Annotated in this window: 20 protein-coding genes, 1 rRNA gene and 1 pseudogene; 8 read left to right on the forward strand and 14 right to left on the reverse strand. The window is 71.5% G+C overall.

Annotated elements, in window-relative coordinates:
* Positions 1-2: 2 nt before the first annotated feature.
* Positions 3-1526 carry an APC family permease gene (locus AB0O76_RS32785; RefSeq protein ID WP_365498693.1) on the reverse strand — a complete coding sequence of 508 codons (1524 nt, stop codon included), beginning with the start codon at positions 1524-1526 and terminating at the stop codon, positions 3-5.
* Positions 1527-1685: 159 nt separating this feature from the next.
* Here AB0O76_RS32785 and AB0O76_RS32790 point away from each other — a divergent pair, with 159 nt between their 5' ends.
* Entirely contained in the window at positions 1686-3329 is a 1644-nt protein-coding gene (locus AB0O76_RS32790) for a PucR family transcriptional regulator (RefSeq protein WP_365498696.1), read from the forward strand.
* Positions 3319-3537: a hypothetical protein gene (locus AB0O76_RS32795; protein ID WP_365498699.1), complete on the forward strand. Its 219-nt coding sequence runs from the start codon at positions 3319-3321 to the stop codon at positions 3535-3537. The genes AB0O76_RS32790 and AB0O76_RS32795 overlap by 11 nt, the downstream gene beginning before the upstream one ends.
* A 28-nt stretch (positions 3538-3565) precedes the next feature.
* On the opposite strand, the gene AB0O76_RS32800 is transcribed toward AB0O76_RS32795, so the two are convergent.
* The 3 genes from AB0O76_RS32800 to recN form a co-directional block, all read right to left on the reverse strand.
* Positions 3566-4702 (reverse strand): glycosyltransferase family 4 protein, encoded by a 1137-nt coding sequence (locus AB0O76_RS32800; protein ID WP_365498702.1) that lies wholly within the window; start codon positions 4700-4702, stop codon positions 3566-3568.
* A 266-nt stretch (positions 4703-4968) separates the two neighbouring features.
* Complete coding sequence (locus AB0O76_RS32805; RefSeq protein ID WP_365498705.1) at positions 4969-5727, reverse strand: hypothetical protein; 759 nt, start codon at positions 5725-5727, stop codon at positions 4969-4971.
* A gap of 177 nt (positions 5728-5904) precedes the next feature.
* Complete coding sequence (gene recN, locus AB0O76_RS32810) at positions 5905-7632, reverse strand: DNA repair protein RecN (RefSeq protein ID WP_365498764.1); 1728 nt, start codon at positions 7630-7632, stop codon at positions 5905-5907.
* Between the two features lie 210 nt (positions 7633-7842).
* Between recN and AB0O76_RS32815 the strand changes: the two genes are divergently transcribed.
* A complete protein-coding gene (locus AB0O76_RS32815; RefSeq protein ID WP_365498708.1) occupies positions 7843-9192 on the forward strand; it encodes an FtsX-like permease family protein in 1350 nt (449 codons plus the stop codon).
* A 107-nt stretch (positions 9193-9299) separates the two neighbouring features.
* On the opposite strand, the gene AB0O76_RS32820 is transcribed toward AB0O76_RS32815, so the two are convergent.
* The 3 genes from AB0O76_RS32820 to AB0O76_RS32830 are packed head-to-tail and all read right to left on the reverse strand — an operon-like array spanning position 9300 to position 11390.
* Positions 9300-10205: an NAD kinase gene (locus AB0O76_RS32820; protein ID WP_361816508.1), complete on the reverse strand. Its 906-nt coding sequence runs from the start codon at positions 10203-10205 to the stop codon at positions 9300-9302.
* Positions 10206-10216: 11 nt separating this feature from the next.
* Positions 10217-11032, reverse strand: a complete 816-nt coding sequence (locus tag AB0O76_RS32825) for a TlyA family RNA methyltransferase (protein ID WP_365498711.1) — start codon at positions 11030-11032, stop codon at positions 10217-10219.
* A 7-nt stretch (positions 11033-11039) separates the two neighbouring features.
* Positions 11040-11390, reverse strand: a complete 351-nt coding sequence (locus tag AB0O76_RS32830) for a hypothetical protein (protein WP_365498713.1) — start codon at positions 11388-11390, stop codon at positions 11040-11042.
* 42 nt (positions 11391-11432) lie between these two features.
* On the opposite strand from AB0O76_RS32830, the gene AB0O76_RS32835 reads away from it, so the two are divergent.
* Positions 11433-11780: an SCP2 sterol-binding domain-containing protein gene (locus AB0O76_RS32835; RefSeq protein WP_365498716.1), complete on the forward strand. Its 348-nt coding sequence runs from the start codon at positions 11433-11435 to the stop codon at positions 11778-11780.
* Here AB0O76_RS32835 and AB0O76_RS32840 read toward each other — a convergent pair.
* The 3 genes from AB0O76_RS32840 to AB0O76_RS32850 form a co-directional block, all read right to left on the reverse strand.
* Complete coding sequence (locus tag AB0O76_RS32840; RefSeq protein WP_365498719.1) at positions 11764-12621, reverse strand: ABC transporter ATP-binding protein; 858 nt, start codon at positions 12619-12621, stop codon at positions 11764-11766. The two genes, AB0O76_RS32835 and AB0O76_RS32840, sit on opposite strands and share 17 nt — an antisense overlap.
* Before the next feature lie 80 nt (positions 12622-12701).
* Positions 12702-13730, reverse strand: a complete 1029-nt coding sequence (locus AB0O76_RS32845) for an iron chelate uptake ABC transporter family permease subunit (RefSeq protein WP_365498722.1) — start codon at positions 13728-13730, stop codon at positions 12702-12704.
* Positions 13727-14770 carry an iron chelate uptake ABC transporter family permease subunit gene (locus AB0O76_RS32850; RefSeq protein WP_365498725.1) on the reverse strand — a complete coding sequence of 348 codons (1044 nt, stop codon included), beginning with the start codon at positions 14768-14770 and terminating at the stop codon, positions 13727-13729. The genes AB0O76_RS32845 and AB0O76_RS32850 overlap by 4 nt, the downstream gene beginning before the upstream one ends.
* 53 nt (positions 14771-14823) lie before the next feature.
* Here AB0O76_RS32850 and AB0O76_RS32855 point away from each other — a divergent pair, with 53 nt between their 5' ends.
* Genes AB0O76_RS32855 through AB0O76_RS32865 form a run of 3 tightly spaced genes read left to right on the forward strand, consistent with a single transcriptional unit; the run spans position 14824 to position 17701 of the window.
* Positions 14824-15858, forward strand: a complete 1035-nt coding sequence (locus AB0O76_RS32855) for an ABC transporter substrate-binding protein (RefSeq protein WP_365498728.1) — start codon at positions 14824-14826, stop codon at positions 15856-15858.
* The gene (locus tag AB0O76_RS32860; RefSeq protein ID WP_365498731.1) at positions 15858-16871 is read left to right on the forward strand and encodes an ABC transporter substrate-binding protein; all 1014 of its coding nucleotides are present in this window, start codon (positions 15858-15860) and stop codon (positions 16869-16871) included. Before AB0O76_RS32855 ends, AB0O76_RS32860 begins: the two co-directional genes overlap by 1 nt.
* A complete protein-coding gene (locus AB0O76_RS32865; protein WP_365498734.1) occupies positions 16868-17701 on the forward strand; it encodes a siderophore-interacting protein in 834 nt (277 codons plus the stop codon). The genes AB0O76_RS32860 and AB0O76_RS32865 overlap by 4 nt, the downstream gene beginning before the upstream one ends.
* Before the next feature lie 461 nt (positions 17702-18162).
* On the opposite strand, the gene AB0O76_RS32870 is transcribed toward AB0O76_RS32865, so the two are convergent.
* Positions 18163-19191 carry an HAD hydrolase-like protein gene (locus tag AB0O76_RS32870; RefSeq protein ID WP_365498737.1) on the reverse strand — a complete coding sequence of 343 codons (1029 nt, stop codon included), beginning with the start codon at positions 19189-19191 and terminating at the stop codon, positions 18163-18165.
* A gap of 72 nt (positions 19192-19263) precedes the next feature.
* Here AB0O76_RS32870 and AB0O76_RS32875 point away from each other — a divergent pair, with 72 nt between their 5' ends.
* Entirely contained in the window at positions 19264-20541 is a 1278-nt protein-coding gene (locus AB0O76_RS32875; RefSeq protein ID WP_365498739.1) for a DUF1015 domain-containing protein, read from the forward strand.
* 78 nt (positions 20542-20619) lie between these two features.
* Here the strand turns inward: AB0O76_RS32875 and AB0O76_RS32880 are convergent, their stop codons facing one another.
* The 3 genes and pseudogenes from AB0O76_RS32880 to rrf form a co-directional block, all read right to left on the reverse strand.
* Positions 20620-21453, reverse strand: a complete 834-nt coding sequence (locus AB0O76_RS32880; protein WP_365498767.1) for a hypothetical protein — start codon at positions 21451-21453, stop codon at positions 20620-20622.
* Positions 21454-21828: 375 nt separating this feature from the next.
* A pseudogene (locus tag AB0O76_RS32885) lies at positions 21829-22725 on the reverse strand (tetratricopeptide repeat protein); the annotation flags it as partial.
* A gap of 126 nt (positions 22726-22851) precedes the next feature.
* Positions 22852-22968: ribosomal RNA gene (gene rrf, locus AB0O76_RS32890) — 5S ribosomal RNA — on the reverse strand.
* Between the last annotated feature and the right edge of the window lie 192 nt (positions 22969-23160).

Here is a 23160-nt window from a genome sequence, read left to right on the forward strand (position 1 = left end):
CCTCAGACGGTGGCGGACGTCGTTGTCTCGGTGTCGTTCGTGCGCTCGGCCGCGTCCTCCAGGACGATCCGGCCGATGATCTCGTAACGGGCGGGCTGCTTCGCCCGCAGATACAGGCCGAGCCCCAGGCCCCCGAGGAAGACGAGGCCGACGGTCCAGGGGATGGCCTTGAAGAAGAGGGAGCCGGCGGCCGTGCCCGCCGCGGTGTCCATGTTGATCACCAGGAGGACGACGACGGCGATCATGCCGATGCCGCCGAGCAGCGGGGCCAGGAAGGTCTTGAACCAGTGCCGGTCCTCGGGGTGGTTTCTGCGGAAGTAGCCGATGACGGCGAACGAGCAGAGGGTCTGCACGATGAGGATCGCCATCGTGCCGAGGATCGCGAGCAGCGTGTACAGGTGGATGTACGGGTCCTGGCCGGTGAGCCAGAAGGCGGCGACCAGGGCGACGGCGATCGCCGACTGGACGTAGGAGGCGATGTACGGGGAGCCGTGCGTGGGGTGCGTACGGCCGAGGCCGCGGTGCAGGAACCCCTCGCGCCCGACCGCGTACAGATAGCGCGACGCGCACTGGTGGAAGGCCATGCCGCAGGCGAACGAGCCGGTGATCAGGAGCCATTGGAAGGTGTCGACGGCCCAGGCCCCGATGAACGAGTGGGCCGGGTCGAAGAAGAGGTCGAGCGGGCTTGTGGACTGCGAGACCTTCACCGATCCGCTCAGGCCGTTGCCCGCGATCGTCATCCAGGAGACGTAGATGTAGAAGAGCCCGACGCCGACGACCGAGATGAGAGTCGCGCGCGGGATGACCTTCTTGGGATTACGGGACTCCTCTCCGTACATGGCGGTGGACTCGAAGCCGACCCAGGACCAGAAGGCGAAGAAGAGGCCGAGCCCGGCGGATGTGCCGGTGAAGGCGTTCTTCGGGTTGATCGGCTCGACGGGGATGCCGTCGGGGCCGCCGCCGTGGATCAGTACGGCGGTGGCCACGGCGAAGAGGACCGCGATCTCGGCGATCAGCATCACGCCGAGCGCCTTCGCGGTGAGGTTGATGTCGAAGTACGACAGGACGGCGGTGACGGCGAGCATCGCGGCCGCGTACAGGATCCACGGCAGATCGGCGCCGAGCTGATCATGGACGGTGGTCTTGGCGAAGTAGGCGAAGACGCCGACGATCGACGCCTCGAAGACGACGTACGCGAGGACGGCGAGCATCCCGGACGCCATGCCCGCGATCCGGCCGAGGCCGTGCGAGATGTAGCCGTAGAAGGCGCCGGCCGCGGTGATCCGCTTGGCCATGGCGACGTATCCGACGGAGAACACCGTCAGGACGAGCGTCGCGAAGAGATAGCCCGCGGGCGCGCCGGTGCCGTTGCCCGCGCCGACGGCGATGGGCAGGTTTCCGGTCATCGCCGTGATGGGCGCCGCGGTGGCGACGGCCATGAAGACGACGCCGACGATACCGACGGAGTTCGCCTTGAGGCGGTGGACCTCGGGTGTGCTGGGTTTCGCTCGCATCTGCTCTGGCATGGCGGGCACCTTGCCGTGGAGTGACGTACGCCACAAGCGACAGGGGGTCGCGCAATTGGCGTGCGGGGGCGACGAGTTGTCGGGCCCGGGGCGCTTTCGGCCATTCCCGTAACCGGCCGGAGATGTTCCCGGAACGTGTGCGCAGGTAGCGTCCGCCCCATGGAGAGTCAGGGCACGCAGGGCACTCAGGGCGGAATCACCGTGCAGCGGGCCCTGGAGCTTCCGGGGCTGCGCGGCGGGCTGCCGGAAGTGGTCGCGGGAGGGGAGCGGCTGCAGCGGACCGTGCGGTGGGTGCACGCCGGCGAGGTGCCGAACATCGCCTCGCTGCTCAAGGGCGGCGAACTGCTCCTGACCACCGGCCTCGGCCTCGGCGCACGCCCCGCCGAGCAGCGCGCCTTCGTACGCAAGCTCGCCGAGCGCGGCATCGCGGCGCTCGTCGTCGAGCTGGGCCCGCGCTTCACCAGGCTGCCCGCGGCGATCGTGGAGACGGCGCGCACGGCCGGTCTTCCCCTGGTGCAGCTGCACCGCGAGGTGCCCTTCGTGACGGTCACCGAAGAGGTGCACACGGAGATCGTCAACGGCCACTACGCACTGCTCCAGCGCGCCGAGGAGGTCCACCGGCGCTGCACGGAGGCGCTGCTCGGCGGCGGCGGTGTGCCTCAAGTCCTCAGCGTCCTCGCGGACTTCAGCGGCAATCCGGTGTTCCTGGAGACGGCGGACGGACAGCTCCTGTACGCCGCGGGTGCGGGCACCGAGTGCGCCGATCCGCTCCAGGTGTGGGAGGGCCTGCGGGGCCGGACCGTCGACCGGGACGGGCCGCCCGCGGGCGCGGTGCTCGTCGATGTGCCGGGCGGCGGACCCGGCACGGGCTCGGTGCGCGCCAGGCTCGTACTGCTCGCCGTGGAGTCGGTGCTGCTTCCGGTGCACCGGATCGCGGCGGAGCGGGCGGCGGGCTCGCTCGCGGTGGTTCTGATGCAGGCCAGGCAGGAGGAGGAGCTCGCGGCACGCGGTCGCGGCGACTTCCTGACCGATCTCGCGGAGGGGCGCATCACGGCCGATGACGCGCCCGCCCAGGCACGGGTGCTCGGCTTCAAGCCCGGTGAGAGCCCGCTGCTCCCGGTCGTGATGCGGCTCGCGGACGGGCTGCCGCCGGGCGGCGGCTGGGCCGTGCTCGCGCGTGCGGTCGCGGAGGAGCTGGCGGCGGTGGGCGTGCCGGTGCTGCTCGGCGTGCGCCCGGTAGAGGGCCGCGTCCCCCTGCTCCTCGGACTCCGCTCGGAGTCCGAGCGCACCGCGGTGGCCGACCGGGTCGCAGCGGCGCTGCGGGCCGGCGTCGAGCGGGCGGGGATGCAGCGGGCGGGCGCGCAGCCGCCGGTCGTGGTGGTCGGAGTCGCGGGCGGCTGGGCGGCGGCGTCGGCGGGCCTGCGGCACGCGGCGGAGACGGCGACGGCGGCCCAGGGCCTGTCGGACCGCCCCTGGTACGACGCGCGCCGCCTGGACATCGACCTCCTCCTGTGGCGCCTGCACAACTACGACGACTCGGCCCTGGCCGCCTTCGTGGACCGCGCGATCGGCCCACTGCGCACCCACGACCAGCGCTCGAAGCCGCCGCTGCTGCCGACCCTGCAGACGTACCTGGCGCATGCGGGGCGCAAGGCGGAGACGGCGCGCGAACTGCACCTGAACCGGCAGACGCTGTACAACCGCCTCGCCAGGATCAGCGAACTCCTGGGCACGGACCTGGACGACCCACAGACGGTCCTCGCACTGAGCCTGGCGCTGCGGGCGCGGCGGCATGTGGCGTAGCGGGCGCGGCGGGCTCGGCGGCATGTGGCGTAGCGGGCGCGGCGGGCGCCACTACACGACGGACACCGCGCGCGAAGCACACCTCAACCACCACACCCTGCACGACCGCCTCACCCGGACCAGCGAACCCACGGCACCGACCTGGACCGACCCACAGACGGTCCTCGCACCGAGCCTGGCGCTGCGGGCTCGGCGGCATGTGGCGTAGCGGGCGCGGCGGGCCGCCGGGGGCGGGCTTACATGGCCCGCGGCTGCGTCAACTCGTCGTAGACGCTGAGGACTTGGGTGACCGTCTCGTCCTCGGTCGGCCAGGTTGCCGCCTGGGCTGTGCCCTTCTCCTTGAGCCGCTCCCGGTGCTCGGGGTCCGCGAGGAGGCGCGCGACGGCGGTGGCGAGGGCCGCCGCGTCACCGTAGGGGACGAGTTCGGCGGCGTCGCCGACGAGTTCGGGCACGCCGCCCACCGCGGTCGCGACCAGCGGCACGCGCGCGTGGAGGGCTTCCTGGGCCAGCACGGAGCGGGACTCCCAACTGCTGGGCAGCACCACCAGATCGGCGGCCGCGAGCAGCTCGGGCACGTCATCGCGCCGCCCCACGAGCCGGGCCGGCAGACCCTCGCTCTCGATACGGCGCTTCAGCTCAGCCCGCTCGGGCCCTTCACCGGCGATGACGAGCAGCGGCAGCGGGTCGAGGTGCCGCCACGCGCGCGAGGCGTCGAGCAGCACGTCGTAGCCGCGGTGGCGTTCCAGCGTGCCGACCGCCACGATCAACGGCCGGTCCACGGCGCCGAGTTCGGCGCGTGCCTTGTGGTGCAACCCGTCGGGCTCCTCGTCGTCACGGACGACCGAGCGCGGCGTGGGGAGCGTGACGGGGGCGAGCCGGGCGTCCCGCGCGCCCCTGCGGCGGGCGCGGTCGACGAGGTCGGAGGAGGTGCCGAGGACCACGGCCGCGGCCTTGGCGACACGCCGCTCCAGGGCGCGAAGGACGTGGGCACGCGCGCCCTCCGCGTGCGCGCGGGTGTGCCAGGTGACGACCAGCGGGATACGGCGGCCGGTGAGCGCGAGCGCGGCGCGCAGGGCGGCGTGCATTCCGTGCGCGTGCACGAGGTCGGCGTCGGTGCAGGCCACGCGGAGGGAGGCGACGGACGCCGGGTCGCTGCGGCGGGGCACATGGACGTGCCGGGCGCCGGTGCCCGTCAGGTCGTACGCGGTGGCCGCCTCGGAAGGGGCGCACACCGTGACCCGCACGCCCCGCGCGGCGAGGCCAGCGGCGAGCGACCTGACGTGGGCACTGCTGCCCGCGCTTCCGCCGCCCAGCACTTGCACGGTGTGCAGCGGCGTCTGACCGTGCGGTGAGTGGCTGCTCACGTGGCTCACGTAGCCGGGGCTCCTGAGTCGGCGTCGGGGGGCTGCGCCAAGGATGCCAGTCCGTACGGACGTTCCGGCACCGCCGAAAGGTCTCTTCCGCACGGGGGCAGGCAACTCCCTGAAGCGGATCACCCACATGGGTGAGGACAACGGGGTTTCAGCGCCGCGGATGGCCTGCGGCCCCAGGCATCTTCGCAGCGGGGCCTCGACGGGCGGAAGGCTTTCGGGTGGCTCGGCGTGGCTCGGCGTAGCTCGCCCGTCGAGGGAGGCGGGCGCTACGCCCCGGCGGCCGCGCTGACCTTCTCTCCGTACGCCGTCGCGGCGACGAGGCCCGCGGCGTGCGCCGCCAGGCCCGCGCGGCCGTTGCCCGCGACGATGGCGGCGCCGAGGGCCGCGCCCAGGGCGTGCGCTCCCGCGTCGCCGATCATGGCGCGCTCCCCCAGGTCGTCCGGGAGAACGGCCGCGGCGGCCCCCATGGAGGCGGCGGCGAGGACCCCGGCGGTGCCCTTGCGCAGGAGCCCCGGCGCCCCCAGGGCGAGCACCGCTCCGGCGGCCCGTCCGGGGCGTACGTCCACGAGGTTGACGAAGTGGGCGGTGCCCGCGATGACGACGCCCGCGAGCAGCTTGTCCACCGGCCGCTCCTTGAGCAGCGCGCCTGCGGCGAGACCGGCCGCGGAGATCCCGAACAACTTCACGGCCCCGCTGGTGACTTCACCACCGCGCAATGCCGACAGGTGCGCGCGGAATCCTCGGCGCGGATCACCCGCCCCCGCCATGTCGTCGTACACCCCACAGGCACCCGCGGTGAGCACGGCCAGTGCGGTGGCGGCGCGAGGCCGGCCCGCCAGCACGGCATCCCCGGCCGCGGCCCCCAGCGCGGCAGCGGGCCCGGCGTACAACTCCACTGCCCGCCCCGCGTAGTTCTTCCGCTCCCAGCGGTCGGGGCCGCCGGGGGCGCGGGACCGCAACGCGGCGGTCGCGGCGCGGGTGACGGCGGCGGCGGAGAGGAGGGCGGTGAGGCGGTGGGCGATCACGCGTTTCAGCGTACGCCGGGGATTCTCGGCCCTGTCCGACGGCCGTCCTCAGCACGAATCTCAGCCCGTCGAGGGGGTCCCCCCTGCTCTTCAAGAGCTTGGGGGAGTTTGAGGACGAACTCGGCGAAGCCGGTGATCGACGCGGTACGCAGCGGCCGCCCCAAGGCCCCCGGCCAGCTACCCGTCCCCCCGAGCCGTAGCCAGCAACTCCTCCGCATGGGCCCGCGCAGTCTCCGAGTCCTCCTGCCCCGCCAGCATTCGGGACAGCTCCCGCACCCGGTCCTCACCCTCAAGGACAAGCACCCCGGACCGAGTGACGCTCCCGTCATTCGTCTTCTCGACCAGCAGTTGCCGGTCGGCGAACGCCGCCACCTGCGGCAGATGCGTGACCACCACGACCTGCGCCGACTTGGCGAGCCGGGCGAGCCGCCGCCCGATCTCGACCGCGGCCTTGCCGCCGACGCCCGCGTCGACCTCGTCGAAGAGATACGTCGGAACGGGATCCGTGCCCGCGAAGACGACCTCGACGGCCAGCATCACGCGCGACAGCTCACCGCCGGAGGCCCCCTTGGCGATCGGCCGTGGCGGCGCCCCCGGATGCGGGGCGAGCAGCAGCTCGACCTCGTCGACCCCGGACGGCCCGTACGCGACGGTGCGCTCGCCGACGACGACTCCGTCGGCCCCCTCCGGCACCTCCGTACTGCTGATGTCGATCGTCACGCGCGCGTGCGGCATCGCCAGTGAGGCCAGCTCCTCCGTGACGGCCGCGGCGAACCGCGACGCCGCTTCCTCGCGCGCGGAGGTCAACGCCTGTGCGAGCCCCGCGAGTTCACCCCGCAGGGCGTCCCGCTCGGCCGTCAGCTCCTCGAGCCTGTCGTCGTCGCCCTCGAGTTCGGTGAGCCGCGCGGCACCCTCCTCGGCCCACGCGAGTACGGCGTCGATGTCGGCGCCGTACTTCCGGGTCAGCTGGGTCAGCGCGGCACGCCGCTCCTCCACCGCCGCGAGCCGCAGCGGATCGGCGTCGAGGTCATCGGCGTAACCGGCCAGTTCGCCCGCCACATCGCCCAGCAGAATCCCGATCTCGCCGATCCGCTCGGCCAGCGCGGCGAGGGCGGCGTCGTGGGACCGCACCGCCTCCAGGGCCCGGTGCGCGCCCGCCACCAGCGTCGTGGCGTCGACGCCCTCGGGGTCCTCGGGGTTGCCCGCCAGCGCGGCGTGGGCGGCCGTGGCGGCGGACGCGAGCGCCTCGGCGTGGCCGAGCCGCTCGGCCTCGGCGGCCAGTTCGACGTCCTCGCCCGCCCGCGGCTCGACGCCCGCGACCTCATCGAGGCCGAAGCGCAGCAGATCCGCCTCCTGGGCGCGTTCCCGCGCGCGCGTGGTGATCTCGTCGACCTCGGTCGTCACGGCCCGCAGCCTGCGGTAGGCCGCCGTGTACTTGGCCAGCGGCACGGTGACCGCGTCGCCCGCGTACCGGTCGAGCGCGCCACGCTGCCGGGCCGGTTTGAGCAGCCCCTGCTGATCCGTCTGTCCGTGCACCGCGACGAGGTCGTCGGCCAGTTCGGACAGCAGACCGACCGGCACCGACCGCCCGCCGAGGTGCGCCCGTGAGCGACCCTCCGCCGAGACCGTACGGCTGATCAGCAGTGCGCCCTCGTCGAGTTCGGCTCCCGCCTCCTCCGCGCGCACGGCCGCCGACGCGCCGTCGGGCACGGAGATCCGCCCCTCGACGACCGCCGCCTTGGCGCCGATCCGCACCAAGGCGGGATCCGCGCGCCCGCCGAGCAACAGGCCGAGGCTGGTGACCACCATCGTCTTGCCCGCACCGGTCTCACCGGTCACGGCGGTGAAACCCGGTGACAGCTCGACGACCGCGTCGTCGATGACTCCGAGCGACCGTATCCGCATCTCCTCCAACACGGACACGACCTTACGAGGTCAGAGCCCGGGTGTGCGACGGCCCCTGGCCACCTTCCGCGAAGGCGCAGGTGGCAAAGGCGGACCGAACGGACGCTGTCACCCGCAGGGGGTGGGGATTTGGGGGTGGGGATTACCCCACCGTGATCTTCCTGCTTGCCTCATGGTGCCCGGTGGCCCCAGCACCCCACCATGATCTGTATGAGAACGGGACTTGCACAGGCGGCGCTGCGCGCGCACCGCCCGGCCTTCGTGGGCACGGCGGTGGCCGCGCTCTTCGCGGCGACCGTGGTGAGCGCATCGACGATGATGCTCGGCGCGACGGGCACGGAGGGGCTCTCCGCGCGGGCGCGCGATCAGATCGCAGAGAACGGCGTGGGCGACATGGCCGTCGTGCTCCTGATCGGTTCGATCTACATGTCGATATTCGTGGTCGCGTCGACGATGGGCACGGCCGTCGCGCAGCAGCACTGGGAGCTGGCCATGGTGCGCTCCATCGGCGCCAGGCCCCGGCAGGTCCGCCGCGCGGTGGCCGGCCAGGCCCTCGCCGCGTCGATACCGGCGGCGCTCGCCGGCTTCGTCCTCGGCGGCCTCGGCGCCCGCTGGTGGCATGCGGGGATGGTCGAGCACGGGCTGCTCCCCGCAGAGGCGGTCTTCCGCTTCAGCTGGGTCGCCCTGCCGGTGTGCCTCGGCGTGGCCGTGGTGACGACGACGCTCGCCGCGCTCCTCTCGGCGCTGCGGTTCTCGCTGCTTCGCCCGGCCCGCGCCCTGAGCGAGGCGGCGACCGGGCGGCGCGGCCTCGGCATGCTGCGGGCGCCGCTCGGCGTGCTCGCGGTCGCGGGGGCGTGCGTCGTCGCGGTGCTCCTCTCACGGCAGCCCGCGGACGAGGCGAGCGAGGGTGCCTTCCTCGTCCTGATCCTCTTCTGCGTCGGCGCCGGACTGCTCGGCCCGCGCATCATCGGGCCCGCGGCCTGGCTGGTCTCGGCGCTGGTCGGCCGGTTCGGCCCGAGCGCGCGCCTCGCCATGCTCAACGTCCGCTCGCAGCCCCGCCGTTTCTCCGCCGCGGTGGTGCCGCTCGTCCTGGTCGTGGGCTTCGGCCTCACCAAGATCGGCATGCACACCACGGCCCAGCACCACACGGGCTCGGCGGGCAGCACGGGCGAGGTCTGGCTCGACTATGTGGGCACGGGTCTGTACGCGGGCTTCGCCGCGATCGCCGCGGCGAACACCCTCGCCATGATCTCCTTCGAGCGCCGCCGCGATGTCGCGCTGCTGCGGGTGGTCGGCAGCCAGCGGGCCCAGGTGCGGGCCATGGCGGCCTGGGAGGCCGTGGTCGTGGCGGGCACCGCGCTGCTGCTCGGCGCCGCCATCGCCCTGGGCACGCTGGCCCCCATCCTGAGCACGGCCTTCGGCTCGTCGATGCCCTACCTGCCATGGGGCGTGCCGACGGGGATAGCGGCGGGCACCCTGCTCCTGACGCTGCTTGCGACGGGCCTTCCGGTGCGTGCGGTGATGCGGAGGCGGGCCATATCCGTGGTCGGCTCGGCGTAACCGCGCCCCTTAAGGGGCGCGGGACTGGGACATATGCGGCTCCGCCGCGTGGGCGCGACAAGCCCCCACCGACCCGCAGCCAAACGAACCGCACCCCCGTCGGAGCGCTAGTGAGGAGCCCCGCGCCACCCCGAAACCGGCAGCGCGAACTTCGCCACGAGCCGGTCCGTAAAGGACGCATGGTGCAGCCGCGCAAGCCGCACCGGCACCCCGCCCCTGCGCACCTCGACCCGCGCCCCCGCAGGCAGTTCCACGGTCCGGCGCCCGTCGCACCACAGCACCCCGTGCGGCGTGTGCTGCTGGACCTCGACGGCGAGCACCGAGTCCGGCGAGGTCACAAGGGGCTTGGCGAACAGGGCGTGCGCGCTGATCGGCACCATGAGGAGCGCCTCCACCTCCGGCCACACCACGGGCCCGCCCGCCGAGAAGGCGTACGCCGTGGAGCCGGTCGGAGTCGCACACACGATGCCGTCGCAGCCGAAGCCGGTGACCGGACGCCCGTCGATCTCGAGCACGACCTCCAGCATCCGCTCGGCCGACATCTTCTGCACGGCGGCCTCGTTGAGCGCCCAGTCGCGGTGCACGACATCGCCGTTGCTGTGCACGACGACGTCGATGGTCATCCGCTCCTCGACCTCGTACGCCTTGGTGACGACCCGGTCGACCACCTTGTCGAGGTCGTCGCGCTCGGCCTCGGCGAGGAAGCCGACACGGCCCAGGTTCACGCCGAGCATCGGCACCCCGGAGGCACGCGCGAACTCGGCGCCGCGCAGCAGCGTTCCGTCACCGCCGAGCACGACGATCAGCTCACAGTCGTCGATGCACTCGGCCGTGGCCTCCTTGACCGTCTCGACATCGGGCGGCAGCGGCAGATCGGCCGCCTCCGCCTCGAGCACCCGCACGCCGAGGCCGCTGCGCAGCAGCCCCTGGACGACGAGTTCGGCACTGCGGATGGCCGCGGGCCGCCCGGTGTGCGCGAGCAGGAAAACAGTACGAGCTCGGGTCTGGGTCACTCGGGTCTGAGTCAACGGGGCCCCTCCGCCACGGCACGGTCAACGTCCGCCGGGTCGAGTTCGGGCGCCCCGGCACGCAGCCACAGAAAGTACTCGACATTTCCGGAAGGGCCGGGCAGGGGGCTCGCAGTCACGCCACGCACGCCGAGGCCGAGCCCCCATGCCTGCCGCGCCACGGTGCGCACGGCGTCGGCCCGCAGTTCCGCGCTGCGCACCACACCGCCGCTGCCCAGGCGCTCCTTGCCGACCTCGAACTGCGGCTTGACCATGAGGACCAGGTCGGCATCGGGTGCGGCGCACCGCACGAGCGCGGGCAGCACGAGCCCGAGCGGGATGAAGGAGAGGTCGCCGACGACCAGGTCGACAGGGACGCCGTCGATGAGGTCCAGCGTCAACTCACGTACGTTCGTACGGTCCTTGACGGTGACCCGGTCGTCGCTCTGCAGCGACCAGGCGAGCTGTCCGTATCCGACGTCGACGGCGACGACACCGGAGGCACCGGCGCGCAGCAGCACATCGGTGAAACCGCCGGTGGAAGCGCCCGCGTCCAGCGCGCGCCGCCCCTCGACGACAAGCCCCTGCGGCACGAACGCGGCGAGCGCGCCCGCCAGCTTGTGGCCGCCGCGCGAGACGTAGTCGGGATCGCTGTCGTCGGCCGCGACCACGATGGCCGCGGCGGTCTCCACCTGCGTCGCGGGCTTCGTCGCGGTGTTCTTGTCGACGGTCACCCGCCCCGCGGCGATCAGCTGGCTTGCGTGCTCGCGCGAGCGCGCCAGCTTGCGACGGACCAACTCGGCGTCGAGGCGGCGGCGTGCCACTCCTGCCACGTTCTGTTCAGCTCCTGTTGTACGAGGGTGTGTACGACGGTGTGTGCGGGGACGAAGGCGAGGGCGCCGGCGGCCCGGGGCGTGCGTCGAGCGCGGTCAGCGCGTCACGCAGTCCCCGGTGCACATCCTCGTACACCTCGATGTGGCCGTCCGTGGCGAGGTGGTCGGCATCGCCGAGACGCTGGAGCAGGGCGTCCACCTCCGCGTCACCGGTCGGTGCGCGCTCCACGCCGAGCGGGGCGGGGCCCGCCGGGTCGTACGCCTCCGCCTCCACAAGCTCAGGCTCGGCCTCGGGCCCCACAGGTCCGGTCTCGGGCTCCGCGGCCTCGGGCCCGGGGCCCGGCAACGAGTCGTTCATGCCACGACGCTACCGCGAAGCGCTGGGGTACCGTCGATCACGATGGCGACGATCGAAGAGTGCCGCGCGGCGCTCGACAAACTCTCGGACAACCTGGCGGGCGCGGAAGGCGGCGTGCGCAGTGCCGCGGCGCTCAACCGCTCGCTGAGCTGCCGCATCACCGACCTCGACGCCTCGTTCACGGGCCGTCTCGAGAACGGCCGGATCACGGTGCTCGACACGTACCCCGGCGGCCCCAGGGAGAAGGCGGAGATCCGCCTCGCCATGTCCGGCGACGATCTGGTGGCGATGGTGGACGGCCGGCTGAACTTCGCGAAGGCCTGGGCCTCCGGCCGGGTCAAGCTGGAGGCAGGACTGCGCGATCTGCTCCGCCTCAGGACGTTGCTTTAGCCCCGACGTCAGCCCCGACGTCAGCCCCGACGCCCGCCGTCTTCACGGGCTTCTTGCGGCCTCGCCGCGCGGCCGGCACCACCAGCGGCGTCCCCGACTCCGGGTCGTCGATGATCTGGCAGTCCATCCCGAAGGTGTCCCGCACAAGATCCGCCGTGACGATGTCGGACGGCGTGCCCTCGGCGACGACCTCGCCGTCGCGCAGGGCGATGAGGTGAGTGGCGTACCGGGCCGCGTGGTTGAGGTCGTGCAGGACGGCGACGAGGGTGCGCCCCTGCTCCTCGTGGAGCTCGGCGCACAGGTCGAGGACGTCGATCTGGTGCTGGATGTCGAGGTACGTCGTCGGCTCGTCGAGCAGCAGCAGCGGGGTCTGCTGGGCGAGCGCCATGGCGATCCAGACCCGCTGGCGCTGCCCGCCGGACAGCTCGTCGACATAGCGATCGGCCAGTTCGGCGACGCCGGTAGAGGCCATCGACTCGCCCACGATCCGCTCGTCGTCCGCCGACCACTGCCGAAGCAGGCCCTGGTGCGGATAGCGGCCGCGGGCCACCAGGTCGCCGACTGTGATCCCGTCGGGCGCGATGGACGACTGCGGCAGCAGGCCCAGGGTGCGCGCCACCTTCTTCGCGGGCATCGACTGGATGACGTTCCCGTCGAGCAGGACGCGGCCCGCCGATGGCTTGAGCATCCGCGACAGGGCGCGCAGCAGGGTCGACTTGCCGCAGGCGTTCGGGCCGACGATCACCGTGAAGGAGTTGTCGGGTATCTCGACGGACAACTTCTCCGCGATGACGCGCTGGTCGTAGCCAAGGGTCACGTCGTCCGCGATGAGCCGGTTCACTGCGGCACGCTCCTGCCTGTCGGTGCTTTCAGAGCTTTCAGAGTTCGTGGTCTGCCCGGTGCTGATATGCGTCCCGCCGTTCATATCCGCCCCGCCTTGCGCTCGATGACGAGCAGCCAGAGCAGATAGACGCCGCCGAGCACACCGGTGACCACGCCCACGGGCAGCTGATCGGCGCCGAACGCCCGCTGCGAGGCCCAGTCCGCGACGATCAGCAGGGTGGCGCCCATGCACATGGCCGGGATGAGGTTCGGTCCCGGCGAGCGGGTGAGCCGCCTGGCCAGCTGCGGCGCGGTGAGCGCCACGAAGCTGACGGGTCCCGCGGCGGCGGTCGCCGCGGCGGTGAGCAGCACGGCCGAGCCCATCAGGACGAGGCGGGTGCGCTCGACGGGCACGCCGAGCGCGTATCCGACGTCGTCGCCCATCTCCAGCATCCGCAGCGGACGCGCGTACGTCATGACGAGCGGCACCAGGATCGCGCACAGCACCAGCAGCGGCCAGACCTGCTCCCAGTCCCGGCCGTTGAGGGAGCCGGTCATCCAGACGACGGCGCGCGCGGCGTCGACGAGGTCCGCCTTGGTGAGCAGATAGCCGTTGATGGCGGTGACGAAGGCGGAGACGCCGATGCCGACGAGGACGAACCGGAAGCCGTGCACGCCCCGCTTCCAGGCCAGGAGATAGATCGCCGTGCCCGTCACCAGACCGCCGACGAGCGCACCGCCCGCGACCTGCACCGCGCTGCCCTGGAAGAGGACGATCATGATGAGCGCCCCGGCGGTGGACCCCTGTCCGAGGCCGAGGATGTCCGGACTGCCCAGCGGATTGCGCGAGATGGACTGGAAGATCGCGCCGCCGAGCCCGAGCGCGGCGCCCACCAGGAGGCCGACGAGGACCCGTGGAAGGCGCAGGTCGTTGATGATGAACTCCTGCCCGGCGTCGCCGTTGCCGAGCAGGGTGCGGATGACGTCGGCGATGGGGATGTCGAAGTCGCCGGTGCCGATCAGGACGACGCTCGCGGCGAGCGCGGCCACGATGAGCAGGGCGACGACCACGGCCGTGCGGACGTCGAGACGGAAGCTGAGCCCGCCCCGGGTGCGTATCGCCTTCACAGCTGAGCCAGCCTCCGCCGTCGTACGAGAATGATGAAGACCGGGGCGCCGATCAACGCGGTGATGATGCCGACCTGCAGCTCAGCGGGCCGCGCGACGATGCGTCCGACGACGTCGGCGCCGAGCAGCAGGACCGGGGAGAGGATCGCCGCGTACGGCAGGATCCAGCGCATGTCGGGCCCGGTGAAGGAGCGCACGATGTGCGGCACCATCAGGCCGACGAACATGATGGGCCCGCAGGCCGCGGTCGCCGCCCCGCACAGCAAGGTCGCGGCGGCCATCGACAGGGCGCGGGTGCGGCCCAGATGGGCGCCGAGCGCGCGGGCGGTGTCGTCGCCCATGGCCATGGCGTTCAGCGGCCGGGCGAGGCCGAGCGCGAGCACGCTGCCGATCACGAAGAAGGCGAGGACCTGCAGGATGGTCTCGTTCTTGGCCGATGCCAGGGAACCGACCGTCCAGAAGCGCATCTTGTTGAGCGCCGCGTCGTCCATGATCATTACGGCTTGCAGATAACCGTAGAGGGCGGCGCTCAGCGCGGTTCCCGCGAGGGCCAGTTGCACCGGCGTCGCGTTGCGGGTGCCGCCGAGCGCGTAGACGAGGGCGCCTACCGCGGCCGCGCCGAAGAACGCGAACCACACATAGCCGCTCAGCGAGGTGACGCCGAAGAAGCTGATGGCGGTGACGACGGCGGCCGATGCGCCGAGGTTGATGCCGAGCAGTCCGGGATCGGCCAGCGGATTGCGGGTGAGCGCCTGCAGGACGGCTCCGGAGAGGCCGAGGGCCACGCCGACGAGCAGTCCGAGCAGCGTGCGCGAAAGCCGCTCCGCGACGACGACATCGTCGTACGTCCCGGTGTCCTGGAAGAGACCGTGCCAGACGTGCTCCAGGGGCATCGACTTGGCACCGACCGCGATGCTCGCCACGGCGACGAGCACGAGCACACCGACCGAGACGAGGAGCCCGGCGCTGCGCATCGCGCGGCGGTTGGGTGGCGCGGGAGCGGTCTCCGCGCTGGCTTCGGGGGGACTGTCGACCAACACCAGGTTAGGTTAGCCTACCCTCGCACTCGCCTTCGACGGGAGAAGCACCACTCATGCATGCTCGCCGCCCGATACCTCCTGCTCTGACCCGCCGTGGTGTACTCGGCGGGGTCGGAGCCCTCGGCCTCGGCGGACTTCTTTCGGCATGCGGCGGCAGTTCGGACGATGGCGCGAAAACATCGGGCGACGGCTGGAGCTTCAAGGACGACCGCGGCACGACCGCGAAAGCAGGCAAGACCCCGCGCCGGATCGTCGCCTACATCGGCGCGGCCGCCGCGCTGCACGACTTCGGCATCGAGTGCACCGGCGTCTTCGGCCCGACAAAGCTGAAGAACGGCGAACCCGATGTGCAGGCCGCCGACATCGATGTCGACAAAGTGACGATCCTCGGCAACGCCTGGGGCGAGTTCAGCATCGAGAAGTACGCCGGCCTCCGGCCTGAGCTGCTCGTGAGCACCATGAACGTGGCACCGACGCTCTGGTACGTCCCCGAGGAATCCGCCAAGAAGATCACCTCGCTCGCCCCGACCGTCGGCATCCTCACCGGCAAGACCTCGCTGACGAAGGCGATCGGCCGCTTCGCCGCACTCGCCGAATCCCTGGGCGCCGACCTGAAGGCGGAGAAGGTCACCGCCGCCAAGAAGCGTTTCGAGGCGGCGTCGGAGACCCTCCGCAAGTCCGCCCGGGCAGCGAAGGCGCGCGGCGGCATCAAGGTCATGGCGATCTCGGCACAGGCGGACCTGCTCTACGTGGGCAACCCCGCCGACTTCACCGATCTGCGCCACTACGCCGACCTGGGCATCGAGTTCGTCACCCCGGACCAGACGACCAAGGGCGGCTTCTTCCAGGAGCTCGGCTGGGAGAACGCCGACACGTACGAAGCCGATCTGATCCTCGTCGACAAACGGACCGGCAACCTCAAGGCCGACGAGCTCAAGAAGTCCAAACCGACCTGGGCGAAACTCCCCGCCGTCAAAGCGGACCAGGTCGTCTCGTGGTCCAACGAGGCCCAGTTCAGTCACGCCGGCTACGCACCGCTCATCGAGCAGCTCGCGGCAGCCGTCGACCAGTCGAAGAAGGCCGTCTGATGAACACCCACCGCACCCTCTCCCGCCGCGGCCTACTCACCGCCGGCGGCGCCGTCGGCCTCAGCGCCCTGCTCACGGCCTGCGGGAGCGAGAAGAAGCCCGAGAAAGACTCCGGCTCCAAGGCCTGGAGCTTCAAGGACGACCGCGGCAGAACCGCCGAGGTGAACCACACCCCGAAGAACATCGTCGCCTACGTCAGCACGGCGGCCGCGCTGTACGACTACGGCATCGAGTGCACCGGCATCTTCGGCCCGTCCAAGCCGGTGGACGGCAAGCCCAACCCGCAGGCGGGCGATCTCGATGTCGACAAACTGACGAGCCTCGGCGAGGCCTTCAACCAGTTCAACATCGAGAAGTACGCGGGCCTCGAGCCCGACGTCCTGATCAGCAACATGTTCCCGCCGCCCGCCCTCTGGTTCGTACCCGAGGACAGCACCAAGAAGATCGAGGCGCTCGCGCCCACCGTCGGCATCAAGGGCGCCCGCGTCTCCCTGCTCGAACCGCTCAAGCGCTACACCGAGCTCGCCGAGTCGCTCGGCGCCGACCTCGGGACGGAGAAGGTACGGGCCGCCAAGGCCCGCTTCGACAAGGCCGAAAGCCGACTGCGCAAGGCGGCGAAGGCCAAGCCCGGCCTGAAGGTCCTCGCGATGACCGGTGACGCCGAGCAGTTCTACGTCGCCGTGCCTGACTCCTACTGCGACCTGAACTACTTCAAGGACCTCGGCGTCGAGTTCGTCGAGGGCAAGAAGAGCGACGAGTGGGGCTTCTGGGAGTTCCTCAGCTGGGAGAACGCCGACAAATACCACGCCGATCTCATCATGATGGACAACCGCTCCAGCGCACTGCCGCCCAAGGAGCTTGCGAAGAAGCCCACCTGGGAGCTGCTCCCCGCCGTCAAGGCCGGCCAGACCACGCCCTGGTCGATGGAGGAGCGCTACAGCTACGCCGGCTTCGCCCCCGTGCTCGAACAGCTCGCCGCCGCCATCGAGAACTCGAAGAGGCTCAACCGATGACCGACTCCCCGTACCACTTCTTCGACATGCACGTGCTGCGCACCGAGTACGTCACGCCCGCCATGATCCGCGTGGCGCTCGGCGGCGACGGCCTGGCGCGGATGGCCTCGGCCGGCCGCGACCAGCGCATCAAGGTGTTCCTGCCGCATCCGGGGCAGGACGCCCCGGTCATGCCGGACACGTCCGGCGGGGACGCGGCCACCTGGTACGCCGACTGGTGCGCCCTCGACCCCGACGTACGCGGCATCATGCGCACGTACACCACACGTGAACTGCGCCGCGACCCCGATGAGTTGATCGTCGACTTCGCGGTCCACGGCCCGGCTCCCTCACCCTCGGACGGACCGGCCACCAGCTGGGCACGGAAGGCGGCCCCCGGCGCCCGGATCGGCGTGCTCGCCCCGATCGAGGAGGAGAACGGCGCGTACGACTTCAGGCCGCCGCAGGACACCGACTGGATCCTCCTGACGGCCGACGAATCGGCGCTCCCGGCGGTGGCGAGCATCCTGGAAACGCTGCCGCCCGGCACTCCGACGCGCGTCTGGATCGAGGTCCACGACCCGGCGGACCGCCAGGATCTGTCCACCAAGGCCGACGCCGAGATCACCTGGCTCACGGAAACGGGCGCGACACCGTCGGCGATCCGCGCTGCGGAACTCCCGTCGGGCACCCCGTACGCCTGGGTCACAGGCGAGTCCGCCACGGTCAAGGCCACCCGCCGCCACCTGGTCACCGACCGCGCCTTCGACCGCAAGCGGGTGTCGTTCTCGGGCTACTGGCGCAGAGGCACGACGACCGACGAACTAATAGACCGCAACGAAACGGCCTGAGCCCCCCCATCCGCCGAAGGCCCCCGCCCCTGCCCTGCCGGCAGGGGCGGGGGCCTTCGGTCCATTGATACGGGGGCAGCGGCGGAGCCCTCGGCCCACGAGGGGAGCCGAGCACGGGGGCCACACCGGCCGGGCAGAGGCACGGCCCCTCCAACTCACCAGGCAACCCGAGACCAATGCCGCATCCACCCCGGCGGCATCATGACCCCTTCAACCCACCAAGCAACCCGAGACCAATGCCGCATCCACCCCGGCGGCATCATGACCCCTTCAACCCACCAAGCAACCCGAGGCCGGGCCCGCATCCCCCCCAGACAAGAGCACGGCCCCTTCGGCCCACCAGGCCGGCCAACCATCGGTTGCCGCCTCCTCCTGGCCAAGGCACGGCCCCATCAACCCACCTGCCCAGCCAACCGCCAGGCACCAAATCCCCCCGCCCCGGCCTCCAGCCCCAGCCCCGCCTACACCCCCAACCGAGACAACGCCTTCCCCCCGTCCAGCGCGCACACCCCGTCCCCCGCATCCGTCCACGCCGCAGCGCACAGCGCCCGCAGCCCATCGAGTACCTCACCCTCGCCGTCAAGGATCAGCTGGGGCCCCCGCACCGAAGCGGTCCACCCGCCGCAGCTGAATCCGCCTTCCGTCGAGGTCACTTCGGGCTGCCCGGTCAGCATGCCGCGCAGATCCGCGTCCACGTACGTCGGCCGGTGCTCGGGTGGGGCCGCGAGCAAGCGGGCGCCGTCCGTCACTCCGGTCAGGACCAGCAACGAGTCCACCCCGCCGTTGAACGCTCCCTCGATGTCCGTGTCGAGCCGGTCCCCCACGACCAACGGCCGCTCGGCCCCCGTCCGCAGAATCGTCTCGCGGTGCATCGGAGGCAGCGGCTTGCCCGCCACCTGCGGCTCGGCGCCCGTCGCGATGCGCACCACCTCGACTGCCGCGCCATTGCCGGGCGCGATGCCCCGCGCACTCGGAATCGTCAGGTCCGTGTTGGACGCGAACCACGGCACCCCGCGCGCGATCGCGTAGCAGGCCTCGGCGAACCGCCCCCACGCCAGGTCCGGCCCGCCGTACCCCTGCACGACCGCCACCGGCTCATCGTCGGCCGACTCCACCGGCTCGAGCCCCCGCTCCCACAGCGCGACCCGCAGCCCTTCCCCGCCGATCACCAACACCCGCGCCCCCGCCGGGACCTGCTCGCTCACGAGCCGCGCGGCCGCCTGCGCCGACGTGATCACATCCGACGCCCCCGTCGGGATGCCCAGCTCCGTCAGATGCCCGGCTACCGCGTCCGGCGTGCGCAGCGCGTTGTTCGTCACGTACGCGAGATGCATCCCGCCCGCCCGCGCCGTCCCCAGCGACTCGACGGCATGCACGATCGCCTGCCCTCCCGCGTACACCACCCCGTCCAGGTCGAGCAGCGCCGTGTCGTACGCCTCGCTCAGCACATTCCGGCTGCCCTCGGGCCGCGTCCTGACGGTCTGGCTCATTACACATCGCTCCTCGGTCGATCCCATCCCCCCGATCATCGCTTATGCCACTGACACACATACGATGCTGCAATGAACACAGCGGGTGACACGGACGACCACGGCCTCGACCTGATCCCGTTCCGAGGCGTGCGGTACGTCCCCGAACGGGTCGGCAGCCTGGCCGCCGTGACGTCCCCTCCGTACGACGTGGTCGTACGGCCCGACGGCCTGCTCCACCTGGAGTCCGCCGACCCGCACAACATCGTCCGGCTGATCCTGCCGCAGGCCACCACGCCCGCCGCCCGCAACGACCAGGCCGCGGACACCCTGCGGTCCTGGCTCGCCCAGGGCATCCTCGCGCCCGACCCGGAGCCCAGCCTCTACGTCTACGAGCAGCGCGACGGCGACATGCTGCAGCGCGGCGTCATCGGCGCCCTGCGCCTCTCGGAGGCGGCGGACGGCATCGTCCTGCCCCACGAGGGCGTCATGCCCCACGTCGTGGAGGACCGCGCAGCCCTGATGCGCGCGACGAGCGCCAACCTCGAACCACTGCTCCTGACTTACCGCTCCGACGGCAACGCCACAGGCGCGCTGGCGGTCATCGAACGCACCGTACTGAACAAGCCTCTCTTGTCGACGACCACGGAGGACGGCTTCAGCCACCGCCTCTGGGCGGTCACCGACCCCGCCGAGCTCGCAGAGATCCAGACAGATCTCGCCCGCCACCAGGCCCTGATCGCGGACGGACACCACCGCTGGGCGACCAACCTGCGGCTGCGCTCCGAGCACCCGTCCCCCAGCCCGTGGGACTACGGCCTGGTCCTCCTGGTGGACACCGCGCGCTACCCCCTCCGGGTCCGCGCCATCCACCGCTACCTCCACCAACTCCCGGTCGCGGACGCCCTGGCGGCCCTCGCGGACACCTTCCGCGTCCGCACCGTCGAAGGCGCCCTGCCCCGCGCGCTCGACGCCCTGGCCGAGGCCGCCACCGAAGGCAACGCCTTCCTCCTCGCCGGCGACGGCCGCTACCACCTCGTCGACCGCCCGTCCCCCGACCTCCTCTCGCGTACGATCCGCGCCGACCGCCCCGAGGCCTGGCGCACCCTCGACGCGACGGTCCTGCACTCCACGCTCCTCGACCACATCTGGCAGATCCCCGACGCCCCAGAGCACATCGCCTACATCCACGACACCGAAGCGACCGTGGAGAAGGCGGAACGCGACGGCGGCACGGCGATCCTGATGCACCCGGTCCGCGAAGAGGTCGTCCGCGACCTGGCCCGCCAAGGGGTCACGATGCCCCGCAAGTCGACATCCTTCGGCCCCAAGCCCGCGACGGGCCTGGTCCTGCGCAGCCTCGACGCCTGAACCTCCCGCAGCACGCGAATACGACAACGGGCGGGACCCCTGCTGGGATCCCGCCCGTTGTCGCAACTACGTCAGCACTCAGACCTTGCCGTCTCCGGCACCGTCCGCGTCATCGTCATCATCCTCATCGCCCTCGTCGTCCACGTCATCGTTCTGGACGACGACATCACTCTCGTCCGAGGACTCCGGGACCGACGCCTCCACTACGACCACGCCACCATCGGCGTCGTGTTCATCAAGAGCGTCGACGAACTCGACACCGTCCAGCTCGGCGAGCCGGTCCGACGCGTCGGTGCTGCCGTCCTTGTCGGACTCGACGGCCTTCGCGAACCACTCGCGCGCCTCGTCCTCACGCCCCGCCGCGAGCAGCGCGTCGGCGTACGCGTACCGCAGCCGCGCGGTCCACGGCTGCACGGAGTTCGACGCCAGCTCGGGGCTCTGCAGGGTGACGATGGAGGCATCGATCTGCCCCATGTCGCGCCGGGCACCGGCGGCCACAAGCCGCATCTCGACCTGCCCCGCCTTGTCCAGCTTCGCCACTTCCGGCCCACCGGCCATGTCAAGCGCCTTCTCGGGCCGGCCGAGACCACGCTCGCAGTCCGCCATGACGGGCCACAGCTCGACGCTGCCGGTCATCCGCCGGGCGGCGCGGAACTCGGCGAGGGCCTCGCTGTACTTCTCCGTCGCGTACGCGGCGAAGCCCGCCGCCTCGCGGACAGCGGCGACACGCGAAGCCAACCGCAGCGCGATCCGCGAGTAGGCGTAGGCCTGCTCGGGATCCTCGTCGAGCAGGTTGGCGACCATCACCAGGTTCTTGGCGACGTCCTCAGCGAGCCCCTTGGGAAGGCTCTGCAGTTCCTGCTGTACGTCCTTGTCGATCTCGTGCCCCGTGACGTCGTCCGGGATCGGCAGCCGCTTGATCGGCTCGCGGTCACGGTCCCGGTCGTCACGCCCGCGGTAGCCACCACGGTCGCCGTCGCGCCGGTCATCACGCCCACGGAACCCGCCGGGCCGTCCGCCACGGCTGTCGTCACGACGCGGCCCACGGTCGTCCCGGCCACGGTAGCCACCGCCACCGCCACGGCTGTCATCACGACGGAAGCCGCCACGGTCACCACCGCGGTCATCACGCCGGTCATCCCGACGATCGTCGCGCCGGAAGCCGCCACGGTCACCACCGCGATCGTCACGCCGGTCATCCCTGCGGTCATCACGACGGAACCCGGGACGGTCGCCACCACGGCTGTCATCACGACGGAAGCCACCACGATCGCCACCGCGGTCATCACGCCGGTCGTCACGGCGGAAGCCCGGACGGTCGCCGCCACCACGGGGCCGGTCATCGCGTCGGTCGTCACGCCGGTCATCACGACGGAAGCCGCCACGGTCACCACCGCGGTCATCACGCCGATCATCCCGCCGGTCGTCGCGGCGGAAGCCCGGACGGTCGCCACCGCGATCGTCACGCCGGTCATCCCTGCGGTCATCACGACGGAAGGCGGGGCGATCCCCATCACGGCGGAAGCCAGGACGGTCACCGCCGCGGCTGTCGTCGCGACGGAAGCCGCCACGGTCACCACCGCGGTCATCACGCCGGTCGTCACGGCGGTCATCGCGACGGAACCCGGGACGGTCGCCACCACGGCTGTCGTCACGACGGGGGGAGCCGGAGGTCGAGCGGTCGTCACGACGGAAGGCGGGGCGATCCCCGTCACGGCGGTCGTCACGACGCGGGAAACCAGAGGTCGAGCGGTCATCGCGACGGAACGGGGGACGTCCTGCGCCATCACGGTCGTCCCGCCCGCGGTAGCCGCCGCCACCGCCACGGTTGTCGTCGCGACGGAAGCCGCCACGGTCACCACCGCGGTCATCACGCCGGTCGTCACGGCGGTCATCGCGACGGAACCCGGGACGGTCGCCACCACGGCTGTCGTCACGACGGAGGCCACCACGGTCACCACCGCGATCGTTGTCGCGACGCGGTCCGCCACGGTTGTCACGGTCATCGCGGCGCGGTCCGCCGGAGGTGGGACGGTCGTCGCGGCGGAACGGGGGACGCCCTCCGCTGCGGTCGCCACGGTCGTTGTCCCGACGGGGCGCCCCACCGCGGTATCCGCCCCGGTCGCCACCGTCCCGGCGGCGCTGCTCGCGCTCCGGTCGCTCGTCGGGAGAGTTGGTGGACATCGGTGACTCCTAGTCTTCGGTACCGCAGTCATTCTCGCGCAGCCGGGAGGCCGGCGCGCTTCGACAAAAACAAAAAGGACCCCTGGTCCCAGCGTGGACGCTGGGACCAGGGGTCCTCCAAAGATTGTTCGGCGGCGTCCTACTCTCCCACAGGGTCCCCCCTGCAGTACCATCGGCGCTTTGAGGCTTAGCTTCCGGGTTCGGAATGTAACCGGGCGTTTCCCTCACGCTATGACCACCGAAACCCTATGAAATATCCAACGAAATCGCCGGATCTCAAACAGGGCAGCGAACAAGCACACTCTTCAATTAAGTAGTGACGCTGTTCAGCCGACACAACTGTTCGTGGTTTCAGAACCAACACAGTGGACGCGAGCAACTGAGGACAAGCCCTCGGCCTATTAGTACCAGTCACCTCCACCCGTTACCGGGCTT

Origin of the sequence: Streptomyces sp. NPDC086554, assembly GCF_040686095.1 — a bacterium.
Classification (GTDB): domain Bacteria; phylum Actinomycetota; class Actinomycetes; order Streptomycetales; family Streptomycetaceae; genus Streptomyces.

What these genes read in the sequence shown, in the direction of transcription:
- AB0O76_RS32785 (WP_365498693.1), bottom strand. Translation starts at nt 1,526, where the DNA reads ATGCCAGAGCAGATGCGAGCGAAACCCAGCACACCCGAGGTCCACCGC.
- AB0O76_RS32790 (WP_365498696.1), top strand. Translation starts at nt 1,686, where the DNA reads ATGGAGAGTCAGGGCACGCAGGGCACTCAGGGCGGAATCACCGTGCAG.
- AB0O76_RS32795 (WP_365498699.1), top strand. Translation starts at nt 3,319, where the DNA reads ATGTGGCGTAGCGGGCGCGGCGGGCTCGGCGGCATGTGGCGTAGCGGG.
- recN (WP_365498764.1), bottom strand. Translation starts at nt 7,632, where the DNA reads ATGCGGATACGGTCGCTCGGAGTCATCGACGACGCGGTCGTCGAGCTG.
- AB0O76_RS32815 (WP_365498708.1), top strand. Translation starts at nt 7,843, where the DNA reads ATGAGAACGGGACTTGCACAGGCGGCGCTGCGCGCGCACCGCCCGGCC.
- AB0O76_RS32830 (WP_365498713.1), bottom strand. Translation starts at nt 11,390, where the DNA reads ATGAACGACTCGTTGCCGGGCCCCGGGCCCGAGGCCGCGGAGCCCGAG.
- AB0O76_RS32835 (WP_365498716.1), top strand. Translation starts at nt 11,433, where the DNA reads ATGGCGACGATCGAAGAGTGCCGCGCGGCGCTCGACAAACTCTCGGAC.
- AB0O76_RS32855 (WP_365498728.1), top strand. Translation starts at nt 14,824, where the DNA reads ATGCATGCTCGCCGCCCGATACCTCCTGCTCTGACCCGCCGTGGTGTA.
- AB0O76_RS32860 (WP_365498731.1), top strand. Translation starts at nt 15,858, where the DNA reads ATGAACACCCACCGCACCCTCTCCCGCCGCGGCCTACTCACCGCCGGC.
- AB0O76_RS32865 (WP_365498734.1), top strand. Translation starts at nt 16,868, where the DNA reads ATGACCGACTCCCCGTACCACTTCTTCGACATGCACGTGCTGCGCACC.
- AB0O76_RS32870 (WP_365498737.1), bottom strand. Translation starts at nt 19,191, where the DNA reads ATGAGCCAGACCGTCAGGACGCGGCCCGAGGGCAGCCGGAATGTGCTG.
- AB0O76_RS32875 (WP_365498739.1), top strand. Translation starts at nt 19,264, where the DNA reads ATGAACACAGCGGGTGACACGGACGACCACGGCCTCGACCTGATCCCG.